The 19796-nt window shown below is 71.4% G+C and carries 16 protein-coding genes; 13 read left to right on the forward strand and 3 right to left on the reverse strand.

The features are described from left to right. Window positions 1-53: 53 nt before the first annotated feature. Complete coding sequence (lexA, locus tag OG403_RS25085; RefSeq protein WP_442911086.1) at window positions 54-761, reverse strand: transcriptional repressor LexA; 708 nt, start codon at window positions 759-761, stop codon at window positions 54-56. 714 nt (window positions 762-1475) lie between these two features. On the opposite strand from lexA, the gene nrdR reads away from it, so the two are divergent. The 13 genes from nrdR to OG403_RS25150 all read left to right on the forward strand — a co-directional run bounded on the left by nrdR (window position 1476) and on the right by OG403_RS25150 (window position 16396). Next, a complete protein-coding gene (gene nrdR, locus OG403_RS25090) occupies window positions 1476-1982 on the forward strand; it encodes a transcriptional regulator NrdR (RefSeq protein ID WP_329568052.1) in 507 nt (168 codons plus the stop codon). Window positions 1983-2181: 199 nt separating this feature from the next. Continuing rightward, on the forward strand, window positions 2182-5055 hold the full coding sequence (locus OG403_RS25095; RefSeq protein ID WP_329568054.1) for a vitamin B12-dependent ribonucleotide reductase: 2874 nt from the start codon (window positions 2182-2184) through the stop codon (window positions 5053-5055). Window positions 5056-5303: 248 nt separating this feature from the next. Continuing rightward, window positions 5304-7025 carry a sensor histidine kinase gene (locus OG403_RS25100; protein WP_329568055.1) on the forward strand — a complete coding sequence of 574 codons (1722 nt, stop codon included), beginning with the start codon at window positions 5304-5306 and terminating at the stop codon, window positions 7023-7025. Next, window positions 7025-7444: a roadblock/LC7 domain-containing protein gene (locus OG403_RS25105; RefSeq protein ID WP_329568058.1), complete on the forward strand. Its 420-nt coding sequence runs from the start codon at window positions 7025-7027 to the stop codon at window positions 7442-7444. Before OG403_RS25100 ends, OG403_RS25105 begins: the two co-directional genes overlap by 1 nt. Next, window positions 7441-7806, forward strand: a complete 366-nt coding sequence (locus OG403_RS25110; protein WP_329568060.1) for a DUF742 domain-containing protein — start codon at window positions 7441-7443, stop codon at window positions 7804-7806. The genes OG403_RS25105 and OG403_RS25110 overlap by 4 nt, the downstream gene beginning before the upstream one ends. Beyond that, window positions 7787-8527, forward strand: coding sequence for a GTP-binding protein (locus OG403_RS25115; protein ID WP_329568062.1), 741 nt, complete (start codon window positions 7787-7789; stop codon window positions 8525-8527). Before OG403_RS25110 ends, OG403_RS25115 begins: the two co-directional genes overlap by 20 nt. Then, entirely contained in the window at window positions 8524-9783 is a 1260-nt protein-coding gene (locus OG403_RS25120) for a cytochrome P450 (protein WP_329568064.1), read from the forward strand. The genes OG403_RS25115 and OG403_RS25120 overlap by 4 nt, the downstream gene beginning before the upstream one ends. After that, complete coding sequence (locus tag OG403_RS25125; protein WP_329568066.1) at window positions 9780-11030, forward strand: cytochrome P450 family protein; 1251 nt, start codon at window positions 9780-9782, stop codon at window positions 11028-11030. The genes OG403_RS25120 and OG403_RS25125 overlap by 4 nt, the downstream gene beginning before the upstream one ends. Before the next feature lie 351 nt (window positions 11031-11381). Continuing rightward, window positions 11382-12719 carry an ABC transporter substrate-binding protein gene (locus tag OG403_RS25130; RefSeq protein WP_329572545.1) on the forward strand — a complete coding sequence of 446 codons (1338 nt, stop codon included), beginning with the start codon at window positions 11382-11384 and terminating at the stop codon, window positions 12717-12719. A gap of 116 nt (window positions 12720-12835) precedes the next feature. After that, entirely contained in the window at window positions 12836-13843 is a 1008-nt protein-coding gene (locus OG403_RS25135) for a carbohydrate ABC transporter permease (RefSeq protein ID WP_329568068.1), read from the forward strand. Then, a complete protein-coding gene (locus OG403_RS25140) occupies window positions 13840-14796 on the forward strand; it encodes a carbohydrate ABC transporter permease (protein WP_329568070.1) in 957 nt (318 codons plus the stop codon). The genes OG403_RS25135 and OG403_RS25140 overlap by 4 nt, the downstream gene beginning before the upstream one ends. Window positions 14797-14884: 88 nt before the next feature. After that, entirely contained in the window at window positions 14885-15565 is a 681-nt protein-coding gene (locus OG403_RS25145; RefSeq protein ID WP_329568072.1) for a ribonuclease HII, read from the forward strand. Between the two features lie 471 nt (window positions 15566-16036). Next, window positions 16037-16396: a hypothetical protein gene (locus tag OG403_RS25150; RefSeq protein ID WP_329568074.1), complete on the forward strand. Its 360-nt coding sequence runs from the start codon at window positions 16037-16039 to the stop codon at window positions 16394-16396. Between the two features lie 133 nt (window positions 16397-16529). On the opposite strand, the gene OG403_RS25155 is transcribed toward OG403_RS25150, so the two are convergent. Both OG403_RS25155 and OG403_RS25160 read right to left on the reverse strand, forming a co-directional pair. Continuing rightward, entirely contained in the window at window positions 16530-17180 is a 651-nt protein-coding gene (locus OG403_RS25155; protein ID WP_329568075.1) for a hypothetical protein, read from the reverse strand. 347 nt (window positions 17181-17527) lie between these two features. Next, on the reverse strand, window positions 17528-19732 hold the full coding sequence (locus OG403_RS25160) for a DEAD/DEAH box helicase (RefSeq protein WP_442911087.1): 2205 nt from the start codon (window positions 19730-19732) through the stop codon (window positions 17528-17530). Window positions 19733-19796 lie beyond the last annotated feature (64 nt).

A 19796-nucleotide genomic window follows, 5' to 3' on the forward strand; every position in this document is an offset into this window, starting at 1 on the left:
AGGGCCCCTGCCGATCTTCGTCGGTAGGGGCCCTCGCGCATGGCGCCGCGGCGTCACAGGCGCCGCAGCACCGCCACGACCTTGCCCAGGATGGTCGCGTTGTCGCCCGGGATGGGCTCGTAGGCGGGGTTGTGCGGCAGCAGCCAGATCCGGCCGTCCTCGCGCTTGAGCCGCTTCACCGTGGCCTCGCCGTCGATCATCGCGGCCACGATGTCGCCGTTCTCGGCGACCGGCTGGCGGCGCACGGTGACCCAGTCGCCGTCGCAGATCGCGGCCTCGATCATCGAGTCACCGCGCACGGTCAGGGCGAACAGCTCGCCCTCGCCGACCAGCTGGCGGGGCAGCGGGAAGACGTCCTCGACGGTCTGCTCGGCCAGGATCGGCCCACCGGCGGCGATCCGGCCCACCAGCGGGACGTAGGAGGTGGACGGACGCCCGGCGGCCTCGGCGGTGTTCGGCCGGGTCACCTCGACACCGCGGACCTCGTAGGCCCGCGGGCGGTGCGGGTCGCGGCGCAGGAAGCCCTTGCGCTCCAGCGCCATCAGCTGGTGCGCCACCGAGGAGGTGGAGGAGAGGCCGACGGCCTGGCCGATCTCCCGCATGCTCGGCGGGTAGCCGCGACGCTGCACGGAGTCCCGGATCACGTCGATCACCCGGCGCTGGCGTTCGGTCAGCCCGGCCTCGTCGGTGCGGATGCCGGGTGGGCGGCCCGGCAGCGAGCGGACCGTGCCGTTCGGCAGGCCGAGCGGCACGTCCTGCACCGAGGCGTGCTCGACGCTCTGGTCGGGGAGGTAGCCCGGGGTGGCTCCGGGGCGACTGTCGCTGCGGTCCATGTTCTGGTCCAAGCTCTGCTGGTCGGTGTGGGGTCGCTCGGTGGCGACCCGGCCCGCGTGCTGCTGGGTGCGGTCCTGCACCGGGATGCCTCGGCTGTCGGCGACGGTGTTCGGGAGGTTCTGGATAGCGGTGGAACTGCTGGTGCTGCTCTGTACGGCGCTCACGGCGGCCCCTCTCGTCGGGCGTTCTCCCTTGCCTGCCCAGCCCAACGGCAGCACCTATCGAAAGGTTGCGCCAAACACACGTTCGAGTGAATTATCGAGGAGTCGGCTGACTTGATCAAGGCATTCGGTGTATGTCGATTAAATGTTCGATCGAGTCGATTCTAGGGGCGCCGGGCGGGTCGATGGGGCAAGGGGGTGATGTCGCCGACAGTCGACCGGAATCCGCTGCTCGGCTGTCCGGGTGAGTCGGGTCCGAGGTCTCCCCGACTGACCAGCGTCGATTGCGGCGGGTGAGCCGAGTGATACCCGAATCGGGTGCGAGTCGGGCGTGTCCGCTCGGGACAGCGGCCTAGATCTAGTGGTTACATAGGTGCTCGCAGCCCACAGGTTGTGGTCCCCGGTTCTTGATCATGGTGGACGTCGCCTAGACTGAACGCTGCTCGCCCGCCAGTCACACCCCAGAAGGGAGCCGGTTCCGTGCACTGTCCCTTCTGCCGGCACTCCGACAGCCGCGTGGTCGACAGCCGCGCCGCCGACGACGGCAGCTCGATCCGTCGCCGCCGGCAGTGCCCCGACTGCGGTCGTCGATTCACCACGGTGGAGACGGCCGCGCTGATGGTGATCAAGCGCAGCGGGGTGACCGAGCCGTTCAGTCGGGAGAAGGTGATCTCCGGAGTCCGCAAGGCCTGCCAGGGCCGACCGGTCACCGAGGACGCTCTCGCGCAGCTCGGCCAGCGGGTCGAGGAGTGTGTGCGGGCCTCCGGCTCGGCCGAGCTCTCCACCCACGACGTGGGACTGGCCATACTCGGCCCGCTCAAGGACCTGGACGTCGTCGCGTACCTGCGGTTCGCCTCGGTCTACCAGGCCTACGACGGCCTGTCGGACTTCGAGGCCGCCATTGCCGAGTTGCGTGGCGCGGAGCAGCCGGCGGCAGCCCGGGACGACGACGGCGCCACGGTCGCCGTCCCCGCCGCGGCACCCTAGGCGACAAGCAGCACCACGGCAGCCCGGCAGGGCTGCGGCGTGCCCGAAAACGGCGCGCGAACCCCCATAAACCGTGCGAACCGGTCGGCGTCCCCGGCCTGCCCGCACACCAGGAGAAGCGAAGAAGCAGCGATACCCCGCTGCGCCGAAAGGCGACAATTGGGGTATTCGGGGCGCAAGCCCAGGAGGAGGAGAAGCAGTGACTGACACGACGAGCGGTTCCGCACGCGGGTCGAAGTCCGAGAAGGCGGCGAAGGGGTCCGGTAAGGCCCCCAAGGGCGGTCTGCGGATCGAGCGCATCTACACCACTCCTGGGGTGCACCCCTACGACGAGGTCAGCTGGGGGCGGCGCGACGTCGTCATGACCAACTGGCGTGACGGCTCGATCAACTTCGAGCAGCGCGGCGTCGAGTTCCCCGACTTCTGGTCGGTCAACGCGGTGAACATCGTCACCTCCAAGTACTTCCGCGGCGCGGTGGGTACCGAGCAGCGCGAGTGGAGCCTCAAGCAGATCATCGACCGCGTGGTGCTCACCTACCGCGCGGCCGGCGAGAAGCACGGCTACTTCGCCTCCCCGGCCGACGCCGAGGTCTTCGAGCACGAGCTGACCCACGCCCTCCTCCACCAGGTGTTCAGCTTCAACTCGCCGGTCTGGTTCAACGTCGGCACCAAGCAGCCCCAGCAGGTCAGCGCCTGCTTCATCCTGGCCGTCGACGACTCCATGGACTCGATCCTCGACTGGTACAAGGAAGAGGGGATGATCTTCAAGGGCGGCTCCGGCGCCGGCCTGAACCTCTCCCGGATCCGCTCCTCCAAGGAGCTGCTCTCCTCCGGCGGCAACGCCTCCGGCCCGGTCTCCTTCATGCGCGGCGCCGACGCCTCGGCCGGCACCATCAAGTCCGGTGGCGCCACCCGCCGCGCGGCCAAGATGGTCGTGCTGGACGTCGACCACCCGGACGTCGAGGCCTTCATCGAGACCAAGGTGAAGGAGGAGGAGAAGATCCGCGCGCTGCGCGACGCGGGCTTCGACATGGACCTCGGCGGGGACGACATCACCTCCGTCCAGTACCAGAACGCCAACAACTCGGTCCGGGTCTCCGACGAGTTCATGACGGCGGTCGAGAACGGCACCGAGTTCGGCCTGCGGGCGCGGATGACCGGCGAGGTCATCGAGACCGTCGACGCCAAGAAGCTGTTCCGCAAGATGGCCGAGGCCGCCTGGGCCTGCGCCGACCCGGGCATCCAGTACGACTCGACCATCAACCACTGGCACACCTGCCCCGAGTCGGGCCGGATCAACGCCTCCAACCCGTGCTCGGAGTACATGCACCTGGACAACTCCAGCTGCAACCTCGCCTCGCTGAACCTGATGAAGTTCCTGCGCGACGACGACACCTTCGATGCCGAGACCTTCGCCAAGGTCGTCGAACTGGTCATCACCGCGATGGACATCTCGATCTGCTTCGCCGACTTCCCGACCGAGAAGATCGGCGAGACCACCCGCGCCTACCGCCAGCTCGGCATCGGCTACGCCAACCTCGGCGCCCTGCTGATGGCCACCGGCCACGCCTACGACTCGGCCGGCGGCCGTGCCCTGGCCGGCGCGATCACCTCGCTGATGACCGGCACCGCCTACCGCCGCGGCGCCGAACTGGCCGGCGTGGTCGGCCCGTACGACGGCTATGCCCGCAACGCCGCCCCGCACCAGCAGGTCATGCGCCAGCACGCGGACGCCAGCAAGGCCGCCGTCGCGCTGGACGACCTGGACGCCCCCGTCTGGGCCGCCGCCACCGAGACCTGGCAGGACGTGCTCCGGCTCGGCGCGCAGAACGGCTTCCGCAACGCCCAGGCCTCGGTGCTCGCCCCCACCGGCACCATCGGCCTGATGATGGACTGCGACACCACCGGCGTCGAACCCGACCTCGCCCTGGTCAAGTTCAAGAAGCTGGTCGGCGGCGGCTCGATGCAGATCGTCAACAACACCGTGCCGCGCGCGCTGGCCCGCCTGGGCTACCACCGCGAGTCGGTCGAGGCGATCGTGGCCCACATCGCCGAGCACGGCAACGTGCTGGACGCTCCGGGCCTGAAGCCCGAGCACTACGAGGTCTTCGACTGCGCGATGGGTGAGCGCTCGATCTCGCCGATGGGGCACGTGCGGATGATGTCGGCGATCCAGCCGTGGATCTCCGGGGCGATCTCGAAGACGGTGAACATGCCGGAGAACGCCACCGTCGAAGAGGTCGAGGAGATCTACTTCGAGGCCTGGAAGCTGGGCGTCAAGGCGCTGGCGATCTACCGCGACAACTGCAAGGTCGGCCAGCCGCTCTCGGCCAAGACCAAGACCCCGGCCGCCGCCGAGGTCGCCGTCGCGCCGGCCGCGGTCGAGAAGGTCGTCGAGTACCGCCCGGTCCGCAAGCGCCTGCCCAAGGGCCGTCCGGGCATCACCACCTCCTTCACGGTGGGTGGCGCCGAAGGCTACATGACCGCCAACTCCTACCCGGACGACGGCCTCGGCGAGGTCTTCCTGAAGATGTCCAAGCAGGGCTCGACCCTCGCGGGCATGATGGACGCCTTCTCCATCGCCGTCTCGGTCGGCATGCAGTACGGCGTCCCGCTGGAGACCTACGTCTCGAAGTTCACCAACATGCGCTTCGAGCCGGCCGGTCTGACCGACGACCCGGACGTGCGGATGGCCCAGTCGATCGTCGACTACATCTTCCGCCGCCTGGCGCTGGACTTCCTGCCCTTCGAGACCCGCTCGGCGCTCGGCATCCACTCCGTCGAGGAGCGCCAGCGCCACCTGGAGACCGGCTCCTACGAGCCGCTCGAGGAGGACGTCGACGTCGAGGGCCTGGCCCAGTCCGCCCCGCGCACCATCGAGCCCGCCGCCGGCAAGCCCGAGCCGGTCGCCAAGCCGACCGCCAAGGCCCCGCACAACTCGACCGAGCTGCTGGAGATCCAGCTCGGCCTGAACGCGGACGCCCCGCTCTGCTTCTCCTGCGGCACCAAGATGCGCCGCGCGGGCAGCTGCTACCTCTGCGAGGGCTGCGGGTCGACCAGCGGCTGCAGCTGATTTCGGCCAACGTTTCTCCCGCCGAGCGGTGAGGAGCGGTGACGCGGGGCGGGAACCCACGGGTTCCCGCCCCGTTCGCGTGCGCGGGCACGGTGGCTTCGGACACATCGCGTCAACTCGCCGTTTGAGCGGCTTATCTGAATCGATATGATCTGGTGACCGCGTCAACTGATCTTGGATCTCCCGGCCGCGGGAGGCTGGTGCGCTGGCGCCTGCCCTAGCTTCGAAGCCCGCCGAGGAATCGCGCCATGACCGCTCGCTCCCGCCTGTCCGGCAGACCGGCTGCGCTGCTCGCCGCCCTGGTGGCGGTGGGGGTGGCGGGCGCCGCCGTGGCCGTGGCCGTGGTGACCGCGCCCGAGCGGGACCGGTCCGTGCTGCTGGCCTGGGGGACGCCGGCGGCGGCCCTGTGGTGTGCGGCGGCACTGGTCGCACTGGCGCAGTGGCGGCGGGCCCGGCAGCTGGCGGCCGAACTGGCCACCAGCCGGAGCAAGGGCGAGGCCGCGCTGGCCGCGGTGCTGCGCGCGGAGGCGGCGACCGGGACGGCCCAGGCCCAGGCCCAGGACTCCCGGGCTCGGGCCAACGCGGCCCACACCGAGGCCGAGGCGGCCCGGGTCGAGATGCTCGCCGCCCGCTCGGAGGCCGTCGAGGCACGGTCCGAGGCGGCCGCCGCCCGGGCCGCGGCCGACGACGAGCGGGCGGAGCTCGTGCTGCTGGCCGAGCGGACGATCCCGGAGGTGGTCCGGCTGCTACGGGCCGGCGCCTCGGTGGAGACCGTCCTGGTGGCACACCGGCAGACCGCGCACGAGGGCCTGCTCACGCTGCTCGCCAAGGAGGTCGCGTACGGCGAGCGGCAGCGGGCGGCGGCCCTCGCGGTCTGCGCGACGGCGGCCGGGCGGGTGCAGGCGCTGGCCACCGGGATGCACGCGGAACTGCGCGAGATGCAGCACCGGCACGGCGAGGAGGTGCTCGGCGACCTGCTCCGGCTGGACCACAGCACCGCCCAGGCCGGCCGCCTGGCCGACAGCATCGCCGTGCTGACCGGAGCCCGCAGCGGTCGGCGGTGGAGTCGGCCGATCCCGATGGAGAGCGTGCTGCGCGGGGCGCTCGGGCGGATCAGCGCCTACCAGCGGGTGCGGCCGCACTCGGCGAGCGGTGCGGCGGTCGTGGGCTACGCGGCCGAGGGCGTGATGCACGCGCTGGCCGAACTGATGGACAACGCCGCCAACTTCTCGGCGCCGCCGGCCGAGGTGCACGTCTACGTCGAGGAGTTGCACACCGGCCTGGCGATCACCGTGGAGGACGGCGGGCTCGGGCTCTCCGAGGTCTGGCTGCGCCGGGCCGAGCAGGCCGTCTCCGGCGAGCCGCTGGACCTCACCACGCTCTCGGCCGGTACCCGGCTGGGCTTCGCGGTGATCGGCGCGCTGGTCCGCAAGCACGGCCTGGCGATCTCGTTCCGGCCGTCCTCGCGCGGCGGGACGGGGGTGGTGATGCTGATCCCCGAGCAGTTGATCGTCCATCAGGAGCAGCTGGCAGCCGACTCGGACGCCGGTTCGAACCCGGCTTCCGCCAGTGCCACCCGTGGACCCGCCGCGGCGCCGACCCGACCCGCGCTCGCCCGGCCTGCCGCCGCGGCCGTGGCCGCGCTGATGGCGGCGGCCGCGCCGACGCCGGAGCCGGTCGCGACTTCGGCCTCGACCGCGGCTTCGGCCTCGGCTGCGCCCTCGACCGTGAGCGAGGACGGCCTGCCCAGACGGCGGCGCGGCCAGACGCTGACGGCAGCCGGCACCCCGGCCAGGACGGCGCCGCCCCGGTCCGCCCCGCCGGCCACGGCCGCGCGGTTCGGCGCCTTCCGCCAGGGCGTGCTGGGCGGCGAGGGCGCCCAGGGCACCCCCGTCCCGCCTGCTCCTGCTTCGCCCACCGACTTCCCGGACAGCCCGGACACCCCGGATCTCCCGAAGGACAACGTCTGATGAGCAGCACCACCGACCGCGATCTCGACTGGCTGCTGGAGAACCTGCTGGCCACCACGCCGGACTCCCGGCACGCCCTGGTGCTGTCGGCGGACGGCCTGAAGCTGTGCCACAGCTCCGGCCTGAGCGCCGATCAGGCCGACCAACTGGCCGCCATCGCCTCCGGTATCCAGAGCCTGGCGCACGGCGCCTCGATCGAGTTCGGCGACGGCAGCGGTGGCGTGCGGCAGTCGATGACCGAGTTCCACGGCGGCATCCTGTGCATCGTGGAGGCCGGTCACGGGGCGCACCTCGCGGTGGTCACCGATCAGAGCGCGGATGTCGGCCTGGTCGGCCACAACATGCACGGCCTGGTCGAGCAGATCGGCGACTTCCTGAGCGCGCCGCCGCGCGGGAACGACACCACCGTGGGCGCGTGACGCCGCCGCTGCGGCCGGACCCGTCGGACGGTCCGGACCGGCTGTACACGGTGACCGGCGGGCGCAGCGCGGCCGGTACGCACGCCTTCGACGTGGTGACCCTGATCGTCACCGAGCAGGAGCCGGTGCCGGGCATGCAGTCCGAGCACGCGCGGATCCTGCGGCTGTGCAAGCGGCCGACCGCCGTGGTGGAGGTGGCGGCCGAACTGGGGCTGCCGATCAGCGTGGTGAAGATCCTGCTGGGCGATCTGCTGGAGGCCGGACGGATCACCGCGCGGCACCCGCGCTTCGCTCCCGCCCAGGCCCGGTTGCCCGATCTCGACACGCTGAAGCAGGTGCTGCATGGACTCCAACGGCTCTGAGGCCGGGCCGGTCTCGACCCGGGCCCCGTTGCGGAGCACCGCCGACAACGCGTGGAAGATCGTCGTGGTCGGCGGTTTCGGCGTGGGCAAGACCACCCTGGTCTCGTCGGTCAGCGAGATCCGGCCGCTCGCCACCGAAGAGGTGATGACCCGGGCCGGGATCGGGATTGACGATCCGTCGGCGGTCCGCGACAAGCGGGCGACCACGGTGGCCTTCGACTTCGGCCGGATCACCCTGTCCGCCGAGAGCGTGCTCTACCTCTTCGGCGCGCCCGGGCAGGAGCGGTTCTGGTTCCTCTGGGACCGGCTGTTCAGCGGTGCGCTCGGCGCGGTGGTGCTGGTGGACGACCGCCGGTTGGCGGACTCCTGGTACGCGATCGACCGGCTGGAGCAGCACGGGATGCCGTTCGTGGTGGCCCGCAACACCTTCGAGCCGCCGAAGCACTCGCTGGAACAGGTTCGCGAGGCGCTCGACCTGTCGCCGCAGGTGCCGCTGCTGGACTGCGACGCGCGCGAGCGCGAGTCCAGCAAGCGGGTGCTGATCGAGCTCGTCCACCACCTCTGCGCCCGCGCCGAAGCCGAAGTCCCGGAAGCCGCAGGTCAGGTAGCCCAGGGTCCCGCAGCCGCAGCCGCAGCCGCAGGTGCCGCGGCCGACGGCCTCGAGGGCGCCCGCGCCGTACCCGAACTCCGTGAGCGTCAGGAAGAGGAGAGCCACTCGTGACCGAGCCGGTGCCCACCCCGCCGCCCGGCTGCCCCGCGCACCGCGCGGCCGCGCAGCTGTACGGTCCGCGGTTCCAGACCGACCCGGCGCAGGTCTACCGCGAGCTGCGGGCCGCGCACGGCCCGGTCGCCCCGGTCGAGCTGGCCGGCGGTGTGCCGGCCTGGCTGGTGATCGGCTACCGCGAGCTGCAGACGGTTACCAGCCAGCCCAAGCTCTTCGGCCGCGACTCCAGCCGCTGGAACGCCTGGCCGGCCATCCCCGAGGACTGGCCGCTGCGGCCGATGATGACCCCGGTGGCCTCGATCCTGTACACCGAGGGCGCCGAGCACCAGCGCCGTTCCCAGGCGGTCACCGACGCGCTGGGCGCGGTGGACCCGTACGAGCTGAAGAAGTACTGCGAGCGGATCGCCGACCGGCTGATCGACGGCTTCGCCGGCCGCGGCGAGGCGGACCTGGTCGCCGACTACGCGCACCGGATGCCGCTGCTGGTGATCTGCTGGCTGCTGGGGCTGGACGAGGCCCAGGTGCCGGTGCTGATCGCGAACCTGCTCGCCATGATGGACGGCGGACCGGACGCGCAGCAGGCCTCGCAGCGGATCGTGACGACGATGCTGGAGCTGGTCGAGGCCAAGCGCGCCGCGCCGGGCGCGGACGTCACCTCGCGGCTGCTGGTCCACCCGGCCACCCTGAGCGACGACGAGGTGGTGCGTGACCTGCGGGTGCTGCTGGCGGCGGGCCACCAGCCGACCGCGTACTGGATCGCCAACGCGCTGCGGCTGATGCTCACCGACGACCGCTTCGCCGCCTCGCTGGTGGGTGGCCGCCGCAGCGTCGGGCAGGCGCTCGGCGAGGCGCTCTGGGAGGACACGCCCACCCAGATCTTCGCGGGCCGCTGGGCGGTTCGGGACACCCAGCTGGGCGGGCAGCGGATCGCGGCCGGTGACCTGGTGCTGCTCGGGCTCGCGGGGGCCAACGCGGACCCGGCCGTGCGGATGGCCGGCGGTGAGGCGGCGGAGGGCAACCGGGCGCACCTGAGCTTCTCGCACGGCGAGCACCGCTGCCCGTTCCCGGCGCAGGAGGCGGCCGAGGTGATCGCCGGCACAGCGGTCGAGGTGCTGCTCGACCGGTTGCCGGACCTGCGGCTGGCGGTGGCCGAGCACGCGTTGGTCTGGCGCCCCTCGGCCTGGGTCCGCGCGCTGGTCGCGCTGCCGGTCGGATTCACCCCCTCGATGACGACCGGAGGAGCCTTCGGATGACCAGCGTGCCGACGTTCAGTGGGCCGATGCCCAGTGCGCCGATGACCGGCGCGGTGGCCCTCGACCCGTTCGCGCGCGACAGCGCGGCGGAAGGGGCGGTGCTGCGCGCGGCCGGGCCGGTGGTGGCGGTGGAGCTGCCGGGTGGGGTGCGGGCCTGGGCCGTCACCCAGCATGCCGCCGCGCGCGCCCTGCTGACGGATCAGCGGCTGGTCAAGAACGCCCGGCACTGGGCGGCCTACCAGCGCGGCGAGATCCCCAGCGACTGGCCGCTGATCGGTGTGGCGGTGTCGGGCCCGAGCATGGTGACCGCGGACGGGGAGGAGCACCGGCGCCTGCGCGCGCTGGTCGCGCAGGCGTTCACGCCCCGCCGGGTCGAGTTGATGCGGCCCCAGGTGGAACTGCTGACCGCGCGGCTGCTGGACGAGCTGGCCGCGGGCGAGCCGGAGGTCGACCTGAAGGCGGCCTTCGCGTTCCCGCTGCCGATGACGGTGATCGGCACCCTGCTGGGGGTCGACCCGGCGGATCATGGCTACCTGCGGGAGCTCTACGAGCGGTTCTTCCGCAGCGTGCCGGACCCGGCGGGGATCCAGTCGATCATCGCGGCGCTGAACGCCTTCGTCGACGATCTGGTGCGGCAGCGCCGCGCCGTGCCGGGCGACGATCTGACCAGCGCGCTGCTGGCCGCCGATCTCGAGGGCAGCGAGCTGTCGGACGCGGAGGCGGCGGCGACCCTGCGGGTGATGATCGCCGCCGGTCACGAGACCACGGTCAACCTGATCACCAACGCGGTGCGGGCCCTGCTGACGCATCCGGACCAGCTGGCCCTGGTGCGTTCGGGCGAGGTGGGATGGTCCGCGGTGGTCGAGGAGTCGCTCCGCTGGACGCCGCCGACCAGCAACTTCCTCTTCCGGTACGCGACCGAGGACATCGAGGTGGGCGGGGTACTGGTACCGCTCGGCGATCCGGTGCTGATCTCGTACAACGCGATCGGCCGGGATCCGGCGCAACACGGGGTGACCGCCGAGCTGTTCGACGTCACCCGGGACCCGAACCGGCACCTGTCCTTCGGTCACGGTCCGCACGTCTGCCCCGGCTCGCCGCTGGCCCGGCTGGAGGCGCAGGTGGCGTTGCCCGCGCTCTTCGAGCGCTTCCCGGCGCTGTCCCTGGCGGTCCCGGACGACGAACTGCGCCCGGCTGCCTCGATCGTGCTCAACAGCCTGCAGGGGTTGCCGGTGCGACTCCACTGACGGTACGTCAGTCATTCTCTGCGAACAGAGTGGTGCGGGAGGTCGGTTGGTCCGGCGTCCCGCACCATCGGCGTTTCGGGGCGGGGCCGGGGGTAGGTATGTGCGGACACCGTCAAGGCTGTGGCGAGCTGTGACGGGAACTCGTCACAGTGAAAGTTGAACGTCTTCTTGGCGTCCGATGAAGGTTGCGTTAGCGTCTTCAAGCCAGTCGCCGTCGACCTGGCCGTGGCTGAACTTGCCATGGCCTCTTACGACTTCCGGTTCAGCGCAGTGTCATGTGGTTCGTCCCCCCGGCCGCAGGAGAACGCTTTGAACATCACGACGAGTGCCCGGTTCAGAAAACGGCTGTTGGTGGCCCCCGCACTGCTGGGCCTCTGCTTCACCGCCGCCTGCTCCAACAGCTCCGGCGGCGGCTCCAGCAGCGCCGGCTCGGCGCCGCCGCTGACCGGCGACTGCGCCAAGTACCAGCCGTACGCTGGGCATTCCGGGACCACGGTGACCATGTTCGCCTCGATCCTGAGCCCGGAGTCGGACTCGCTGGAGAAGTCCTGGGCCGAGTTCAGTTCTTGTACCGGGATCAAGATCTCCTACGAGGGCTCCAACGACTTCGAGTCCCAACTCCCGGTCCGGGTCTCCGGCGGCAACGCCCCGGACCTGGCGGTGATCCCGCAGCCCGGTCTGCTCGACCAGATGGTGAAGACCGGCAAGGTGGTCAAGCCGCCGGCCCAGACGGTGACGAACGAGAACCAGTGGGACCCGATCTGGAAGACCTACGGCTCGGTCGACGGGACCTTCTACGCGGCGCCGATGAGCGCCAACATGAAGTCGCTGGTCTGGTACTCGCCCAAGGCCTTCCAGGCGGCGGGCTACACCGTCCCCAAGACCTGGGCCGACCTGATGGCGCTCAGCGACAGGATCGCCAAGGCCGGCACCAACGGCAGCAAGCCCTGGTGCGGCGGCATCGCCTCCGGGACGGCGACCGGCTGGCCGGCCACCGACTGGCTGGAGGAGGTCGTCCTCGGCGGCCAGGGCGCGAAGGTCTACGACGACTGGGTCAGCCACAAGGTCAAGTTCAGTGATCCGCCGATCATCCAGTCGATGCAGACGGTCGCGGGCTGGATGCAGAACCCGGCCTGGGTCAACGGCGGGATCGGCGACGTGAAGTCGATCGCCACCACCACCTTCCAGGACGCGGGTGCGCCGATCCTCACCGGCAAGTGCTGGATGCTCCAGCAGGCCTCGTTCTACGAGGCGCAGTGGCCCAAGGGCACCAAGGTCGGCCCGGACGGCGACGTCTACGCCTTCGCGCTGCCGCCGGTGAACCCGGCGCTCCCGGCCCCGGTCGAGGGCGGTGGCGAGTTCGTGGCCGCCTTCTCCAACCGGCCCGAGGTGCAGGCGGTGCAGAACTACCTCTCCACGGCGGACTGGGCAGCCAGCCGGGTCAAGGTCGCGCCTGGCTGGGTCTCGGCCAACCACGGCGTGGACCAGAGCCTCTACACCGACCCGATCGACCAGCTCTCCGCCAAGGCGCTGACCGACAGCACCGCCGCCTTCCGGTTCGACGCCTCGGACATGATGCCCGCGGCGGTCGGCTCGGGCGAGGAGTGGACGGCGTTCACCGCCTGGTTCGCGGAGGGCGAGCCGATCCCGAAGGTGGCCGCGGACGTCGACAGCGCCTGGCCGCAGTAGGCAGCGGGCGCGGGTGGGCGCCTGCTTAGGCACCGCCCGTGCCCGCCCGCGCTGGGCCCGCGTGCCAGCCCGTGCTTGTCGCAAGGACGTCCGCTCGTCGGAAGGACCTCGCTCGCATGCCTGTGACCAGTCCTCTCTTCGCCGATTCGGCCTGGAACGACGCCGCGATCAAGCTGGGCAACAGCTTCGGCGCGATCGCCGGCTTCCTGGGCATCCTGCTGGTGGTCTTCTTCGTGGCGGGCCGGGCGACCGGCCGCCTCGGCCGCCCGCTCGCCATCGCGGTCTTCCTCGGCCCGGCGGTGCTGCTGCTCCTGGTGGGCCTGGTGGCACCGCTGGTCCGGACGGTCTACCTCAGCTTCCGCAACGACGACAGCAGCAGGTTCCTCGGATTCAAGAACTACGGCTGGGCCCTCACCACCGACTCGATCCACCAGGTGCTGCTCAACACCGCGCTCTGGCTGGTGGTCGCCCCCGTGGTGGCCACCGGCCTCGGACTGGTGCTGGCACTGCTGGTGGACCGGATGCGCTGGCAGTCGCTCTACAAGTCGCTGATCTTCATGCCGATGGCGATCTCGCTGGTCGGCGCCAGCATCATCTGGAAGTTCGTCTACGACACCCGGGACTCCGCCCAGGCGCAGATCGGCCTGCTCAGCCAAGTGGCGATCTGGCTGGGCTGGCGGAACCCGCCGAACTGGATCCTGTCCCACCCGCTGAACAACTTCCTGCTGATGGTGGTCATGGTCTGGGTGCAGACCGGATTCGCCATGGTGGTCCTCTCGGCGGCGATCAAGGCGATCCCCGACGAGGTGACCGAGGCCGCCCGGCTCGACGGCGCGAGCGGGCTGCGGCTCTTCTGGTACGTCACGGTGCCGATGATCCGCACCACGCTGGTCGTGGTGCTGACCACCGTCATGATCGTCACGCTGAAGGCCTTCGACATCGTCCGCACCATGACCGGGGGCAACTTCGGCACCCAGGTCCTGGCCAACGAGATGTACTCGCAGTCCTTCGTGCAGTTCAACGTCGGCCGGGGCAGCGCGCTCGCGGTGATCCTCTTCATCGCGGTGCTCCCGCTGGTCGGCTACAACATCGTCCAACTGCGCAAGGAGCGGGCCACCCGATGAGCAGTCAGGCGTCCGACCAGCCGGCCCTGTCCACCGCCCGGCCGCTGCCCGCGGTCAAGGCCGTCCGCAAGTCGTTCAGCAGTCCGCTCGGCTCGCTCTTCGTCATCGTGGTCACGATCCTCTGGACGATCCCGACCTTCGGGCTGCTCGCGACCTCGCTGCGGCCGCAGCAGCAGGTGGCCGACAGCGGCTGGTGGAACGTCTTCGCCCACCCGGACCTGGTCCTCTCCAACTACCACACCGTCCTGTTCGACGGCGGATTCGGCGTCCAGGGCGGGCTGCTGCCGTACCTGGTCAACTCGCTGGCGATCACCGTCCCGGCCACCGTCTTCCCGCTGGTGCTGGCCGCGATGGCCGCCTACGCGCTGGCCTGGGTGCGGTTCCGGGGGAGCGACACGCTCTTCTTCCTGATCTTCGCGCTGCAGGTGGTGCCGCTGCAGATGGCCCTGATCCCGCTGCTCCAACTCTTCTCGGGCGGCGCCCATCTGGGCAGGCTGACCATCATCCCGAAGCTCGACCTGAGCGGGACCTACGCGCCGGTCTGGCTGGCGCACACCATGTTCGCGCTGCCGCTGGCCACCTTCCTGCTGCACAACTTCATCTCGCAGCTGCCCCGCGACCTGATGGAGGCGGCGGTGGTCGACGGAGCCTCGCACTTCAAGATCTTCCGGTCCATCGTGCTACCGCTCTGCGCGCCCGCGCTGGCTTCCTTCGCGATCTTCCAGTTCCTCTGGGTCTGGAACGACCTGCTGGTGGCCCTGACCTTCGCCGGCGGAACGCCCGAGGTGGCCCCGATGACCGTCCGGCTGGCCCAGCTCACCGGTTCCTTCGGCGGCCACTGGGAGGTGCTGACGGCGGGGGCGTTCCTGTCGATCATCATCCCGCTGGTGGTCTTCTTCGGACTGCAGCGGTACTTCGTGCGCGGGCTGCTGGCGGGATCGGTCAAGGGCTGAGGAGCACCCGCCGTAGGGTTGGAGTTGCGCGGCCCGCCGGCTGCTCCTCCTGTCGCCCTGGCCGCTCGAGTCGAAACGGACCCCTCCGATGCCCTACCAGCCACCCACCCACAGCGTGGAGCGCTCGCTGCGTCGCACCGGCGCGACGCTCGTCGTCGGTCTGGACGAGGTGGGGCGCGGTGCCTGGGCCGGTCCGGTGACGGTCGGCGCGGCCGTGACCGGACTGCGCCGCCCGCCCGAGGGGCTGACCGACTCCAAGCTGCTGACCCCGCGCCGCCGGGAGGAGTTGGCGCCGTTGCTGGCGGACTGGGTCACGGCCTACGCGCTGGGCCAGGCTTCCTCCGTCGAGTGTGACGAACTGGGCATGACCGCGGCGCTGCGGCTGGCCGCACTGCGGGCGCTGGAGGCGCTCCCGGTCCGCCCCGACGCGGTGATCCTGGACGGCAAGCACGACTACCTCGGCGGCCCGTGGCGGGTGCGGACCGTGATCAAGGGTGACCAGAGCTGTGTCTGCGTCGCGGCCGCCTCCGTCCTCGCCAAGGTGCACCGGGACGGGCAGATGGCCGAGCTGGCGCCGGAGTTCCCGGCCTTCGGCTTCGAGGCCAACGCCGGATATCCCTCACCGGTGCACCGGGCGGCGCTGGAGGAGTTCGGTCCCACCGAACACCACCGGCTCTCCTGGGCGTTCATGGACGCGCTGCCGCGCTGGAGCCACCTCAAGCGCTCGCGAATCACGGACGACGGCGAACAGCTCACTCTTGGCTTCTGACTGTTCATCAGGAATACGCCGCGGCGGCACGTTCCGCTGATCGGGTCGACGGTTCGCCGCCCAACAGGTGGGGCGCCCGTGCGCATCCGACCGGCATTTGATAGATATCCGGGTATGCCTGTCTTCCCCGAGGAGCCGGAGATTCACGAGAGCATCCCGGGCCCCGGCGTTCCCTTCCCCCGCGAGTCGGACGCACAAGCCCCCAGTACGCCTGCCACCGGCAGCGTGTCCCCTGTCACCCCTGTCACCCCTATCGTCCACGGGTCCGCCGTTCCCACCCCGGCGACCGCCGCGGTACCCGGCCCGCGCCCGGGCCCGCCGGGTCCGGCCGTCCCGCGGCCCGGCGCACCCAAACCCGGTCCGCGACCGCGGGTCCCCAAGCCCGGTCCGCGACCGGTTCCGGTCGGCCCTGCCGTCCAGCTGGTGCCGGCCGCCCCGGGCAGTTCCCCGGAAAGCGCCTTGGAAATCGCCTTGGCACAGGCTGACGAGGCGGTGGACCTGCTGCTGGAGTCGGGGCGCGCGCCCGGCGACATCCTCGTGCTGACCGCCGGTCGGCCGCACCCTTGGCAGCAGCACGAGTTGTCCTTCGGCGAGGGCCGGTACTGGGCGCAACTCACCGAGGCCGCCGATGTGTTCTACGCGGACCTGGCGCTGACCCGCCCGGCCCGGCGCGAGGTGGTCGTCCTGGTGCTGGAGGCCGCCGACCGCGATCGCGCGGTGCTCGCGGTCGAGAAGGCGCGGACCCATGCGGTCTCGCTGCTGGTGGTCTGCGGTGCGACCGGGCAGCTGACCGACGCGGACGTCGTCCAGGGGCAGCCGGTCCCGGCCTGAGCACGGTAGCCGCGGTGCGACAGGCCTCCAATGCTGTCGCCGCGGCTCGGCCGGGCCGGGGAGCCGGGTGGGCCGGTCCGGCTCGGCCGACCAGGTCCGGCCTGCCGGCCCTGCCGACCTTTCCGGCCGTCGGTCAGCGGGCGACGTGGCGGATCGGACCTGGGCTTGCCGCGCTGCCGGTCGACCAGGGCAGCGCCGTTCGGGTCCGCTCCGCCGCCGGCCGGACACTCGGGGCGCTGCGCCGCGGTAGTTCGGAGACCGTGTGCACGGTGTGCTCGGACCAGGAGCCCGCATGCGGCGTACGGCCGCAGCGAGCCTCGCCGAGCACCTGCCAGCCGCTCGCGGTCAGCGTGAGGAAGGCTCCGCAGCGCAGGCCGTGCAACGAGGCGGCGTCGCGCAACGCCCACATCCAGGCGCCGTCCTGCTCGGTCCAGCCGGACGCACCGTCACGGCAGCAGAGCAGCACGGCGGTGCGCCGCGGTGCGGACAGCCGTAGGTCGTGTGCGGTCACCCGGCGTAACTGGGTGAGCAGGGCGTTGCGCAGCGGCCAGCCGTCCGTGACCGGGGGGCGCAGCGTGACAGAGGCGGAGGCGACCACGCGATGGTCGATGTCCACGACCGCGACCACGCTGGTTCCGGGTTGCGGCAGATGACGCCGGTGCAGATCGACGACCAGGTCCCGCGGGTCGCGCAGGAGCGGGACGCCCGCGCCCGACCAGGTCTCCAGGTCGATGCGCCGACCCGTGCCGGAGGAGAGCTGGCCGCGGCCGACACCGTGGACCATCGTCCTCCTTCCCGGCGATCGAGCGCCTGGGCACATGAGTACGCCGAATTCCGGTCCTTGGGACCAGTGACTGGGTACGGTGCAATTCTCACGTCAGATGGCCGGAGCGGCAACGATGAACTGGTGAATAGCGCCCTAAAGCAGGGGGTATGCCGGATATATTCCCTGGATGGCTCAAGCCCTGTTCGTCTCTCCAGGACCACCCGAGTCACTGGTTCCCCAGGGCACCCCGCTCGATCACCGCTGTTCGATCACCTCCGCTTGCTCACCTTGATCACCTTGCTCCCCTTGATCGCGTCGGTCGGGTCGGTCGCCTCTGCTCAGTCAGCACGATCAGTCGTGCCCGGTCACCCCTGAACGGCCAGGACGAGTGGCAGTACAGCCTGTGCACCGGCCCGGCGGAGCAGTCGGGCGGCCACCGTCATCGTCCAGCCGCTGTCGACCAGGTCGTCCACGAGCAGCACCGGGCCCGTGGCAGCTGCCAGCGACCGGGCCAGGTCGTCGGACAGCACCAGAGCGCCGGCCAGCGAGTGCAGTCGCTGCGCGCTGTTGCTGCGCGCGCCATGCGGGGGACGGCCGTCGACGTACTCGATCCGGCCGAGCAGCGGCAGCCGGCCGATCTCCGCGATCCGCGCTCCCAACGTGCTCACCAGCTGCGGACGGGAGGCGGATGCCATGGTGACCACACCGACCGGGCGGCCGGTCTCTGGCTCGCTCGCGGCCCAGCCGCCGGGGCCGCGAGCCCAGTCGGCCAGAACCGTGACCAGCGCGTCCAACAGGTCAGCGGGCACCGGGCCGTCCGGTGCGCCCTCGGCCAGCAGGGTCCGCAGTCGCCCGCCCCAGCCGATGTCGGAGAGGCGGCCGAGGGCCCGGCCGACCTGCGCCTGCTCGTCGGCCGGGATCCGGCCCTTGAGCGGCACGCCGAGCGAGTCCATCCCGGTGGGCCACAGTCGGCGCGGCTCGAAGCTGACGCCGGGCCGGCCCAGCGCGGCCCGCGCGGCGTCGAGCGCCTGTGCTGAGACCGCCTCGCTGTGCCGGGGACCGGCACAGACGTCGCAGCGCCCGCACGGCGCGGCCTGCTCGTCGTCAAGCTGACGGCGAAGGAACTCCATCCGGCAGTGGCCGCCGGCGGCGTACTCGCGCATGGCCTGCTGCTCGTCCGCCCTGGCCTGGGCGACCTTGGCGTAGCGTTCGCCGTCGTAGGACCAGGGCTCCCCGGTGGCCAGCCAGCCGCCGCGCACCCGGTGCACCGCGCCGTCCACGTCCAGGACCTTGAGCATGGTCTCCAGCCGGGCCCGGCGCAGGTCGACCCGGGCCTCCAGCGCGGCCGTGGAGAGCGCTCGCCCGGCCTCGGCCAGCGCACCGAGGGTCCGCCTGACCTGCTCCTCGGGAGGGAAGCCGAGCGAGGCGAAGTACCGCCAGATCGCTTCGTCCTCGCGCCCGGGCAGCAGCAGGACCTCGGCGCGGTCCACCCCGCGCCCGGCGCGGCCGACCTGCTGGTAGTAGGCGATCGGCGAGCCGGGGGACCCCAGGTGAACCACGAAACCGAGGTCGGGCTTGTCGAAACCCATGCCCAGCGCCGAGGTGGCCACCAGGGCCTTCACCCGGTTGGCCAGCAGATCGGCCTCGGCCCCGCGGCGCTCGGCGTCCTCGGTCCGGCCCGAATAGGAGGCGACCGCGAAGCCTCGACCGCGCAGGAAGTCGGTCACCTCCTCGGCGGCGGCCACCGTCAGCGTGTAGATGATGCCCGAGCCCGGCAATTCGTCCAGGTGGTCGGCGAGCCAGCCCAGGCGATGGGCCGGATCGGGCAGCGAGAGTACCGAGAGGCTGAGGCTCTCGCGGTCGAGCGGGCCGCGCAGCACCAGCGCGCGACCGTCGGAACCACCGGTGCCCAACTGCTCGGCGACGTCCGCGGTGACCCGGGCGTTGGCCGTGGCGGTGGTCGCCAGCACCGGGACGCCGGGGGAGAGGTCGGCCAGCATGGTGCGCAGTCGGCGGTAGTCGGGCCGGAAGTCATGGCCCCAGTCGGAGATGCAGTGCGCTTCGTCGACCACCAGCAGGCCGGTCGAGGCGGCGAGTTTGGGCAGCACCTGGTCACGGAACTCGGGGTTGTTCAGCCGCTCCGGGCTCACCAGCAGGATGTCCACCGTGCCGGCCGCGACCTCGGCCTGGATCTCCTCCCACTCCTGTGGGTTGGCCGAGTTGATCGTGCGGGCGTGGATCCCGGCCCGCGCGGCCGAATCCACCTGGTTGCGCATGAGCGCGAGCAGGGGCGACACGATCACGGTGGGTCCGGCGCCGCCGGACCGCAGCAGCGCGGTGGCGATGAAGTAGACGGCCGACTTGCCCCAGCCGGTGCGCTGCACGACCAGGGCCCGGCGGTGGTCGACCACCAGGGCCTCGATGGCAAGCCACTGGTCCTCACGCAGCTTGGCCTGCGGCCCGGCGAGCTCGCGCAGCACCGCCTCGGCGCGCTCTCGGGCTGCGCCGCGGTCGACGGCGGCGTGGTCGGTGGCGGCGCGGTCGGAGCCGGGCTGGTCCGGGGTGCGCATCGGCTGGTCCATGGCCTCCATGTAACCCTGTCGGACCGACGCGGGGCGAACCGGAGACCAGATC

Origin of the sequence: Kitasatospora sp. NBC_01266 (assembly GCF_036242395.1) — a bacterium.
GTDB lineage: Bacteria > Actinomycetota > Actinomycetes > Streptomycetales > Streptomycetaceae > Kitasatospora.

What these genes read in the sequence shown, in the direction of transcription:
- OG403_RS25100 (WP_329568055.1), top strand. Translation starts at nt 5,304, where the DNA reads ATGACCGCTCGCTCCCGCCTGTCCGGCAGACCGGCTGCGCTGCTCGCC.
- OG403_RS25105 (WP_329568058.1), top strand. Translation starts at nt 7,025, where the DNA reads ATGAGCAGCACCACCGACCGCGATCTCGACTGGCTGCTGGAGAACCTG.
- OG403_RS25115 (WP_329568062.1), top strand. Translation starts at nt 7,787, where the DNA reads ATGGACTCCAACGGCTCTGAGGCCGGGCCGGTCTCGACCCGGGCCCCG.
- OG403_RS25125 (WP_329568066.1), top strand. Translation starts at nt 9,780, where the DNA reads ATGACCAGCGTGCCGACGTTCAGTGGGCCGATGCCCAGTGCGCCGATG.
- OG403_RS25135 (WP_329568068.1), top strand. Translation starts at nt 12,836, where the DNA reads ATGCCTGTGACCAGTCCTCTCTTCGCCGATTCGGCCTGGAACGACGCC.
- OG403_RS25140 (WP_329568070.1), top strand. Translation starts at nt 13,840, where the DNA reads ATGAGCAGTCAGGCGTCCGACCAGCCGGCCCTGTCCACCGCCCGGCCG.
- OG403_RS25145 (WP_329568072.1), top strand. Translation starts at nt 14,885, where the DNA reads ATGCCCTACCAGCCACCCACCCACAGCGTGGAGCGCTCGCTGCGTCGC.
- OG403_RS25155 (WP_329568075.1), bottom strand. Translation starts at nt 17,180, where the DNA reads ATGGTCCACGGTGTCGGCCGCGGCCAGCTCTCCTCCGGCACGGGTCGG.
- OG403_RS25160 (WP_442911087.1), bottom strand. Translation starts at nt 19,732, where the DNA reads ATGCGCACCCCGGACCAGCCCGGCTCCGACCGCGCCGCCACCGACCAC.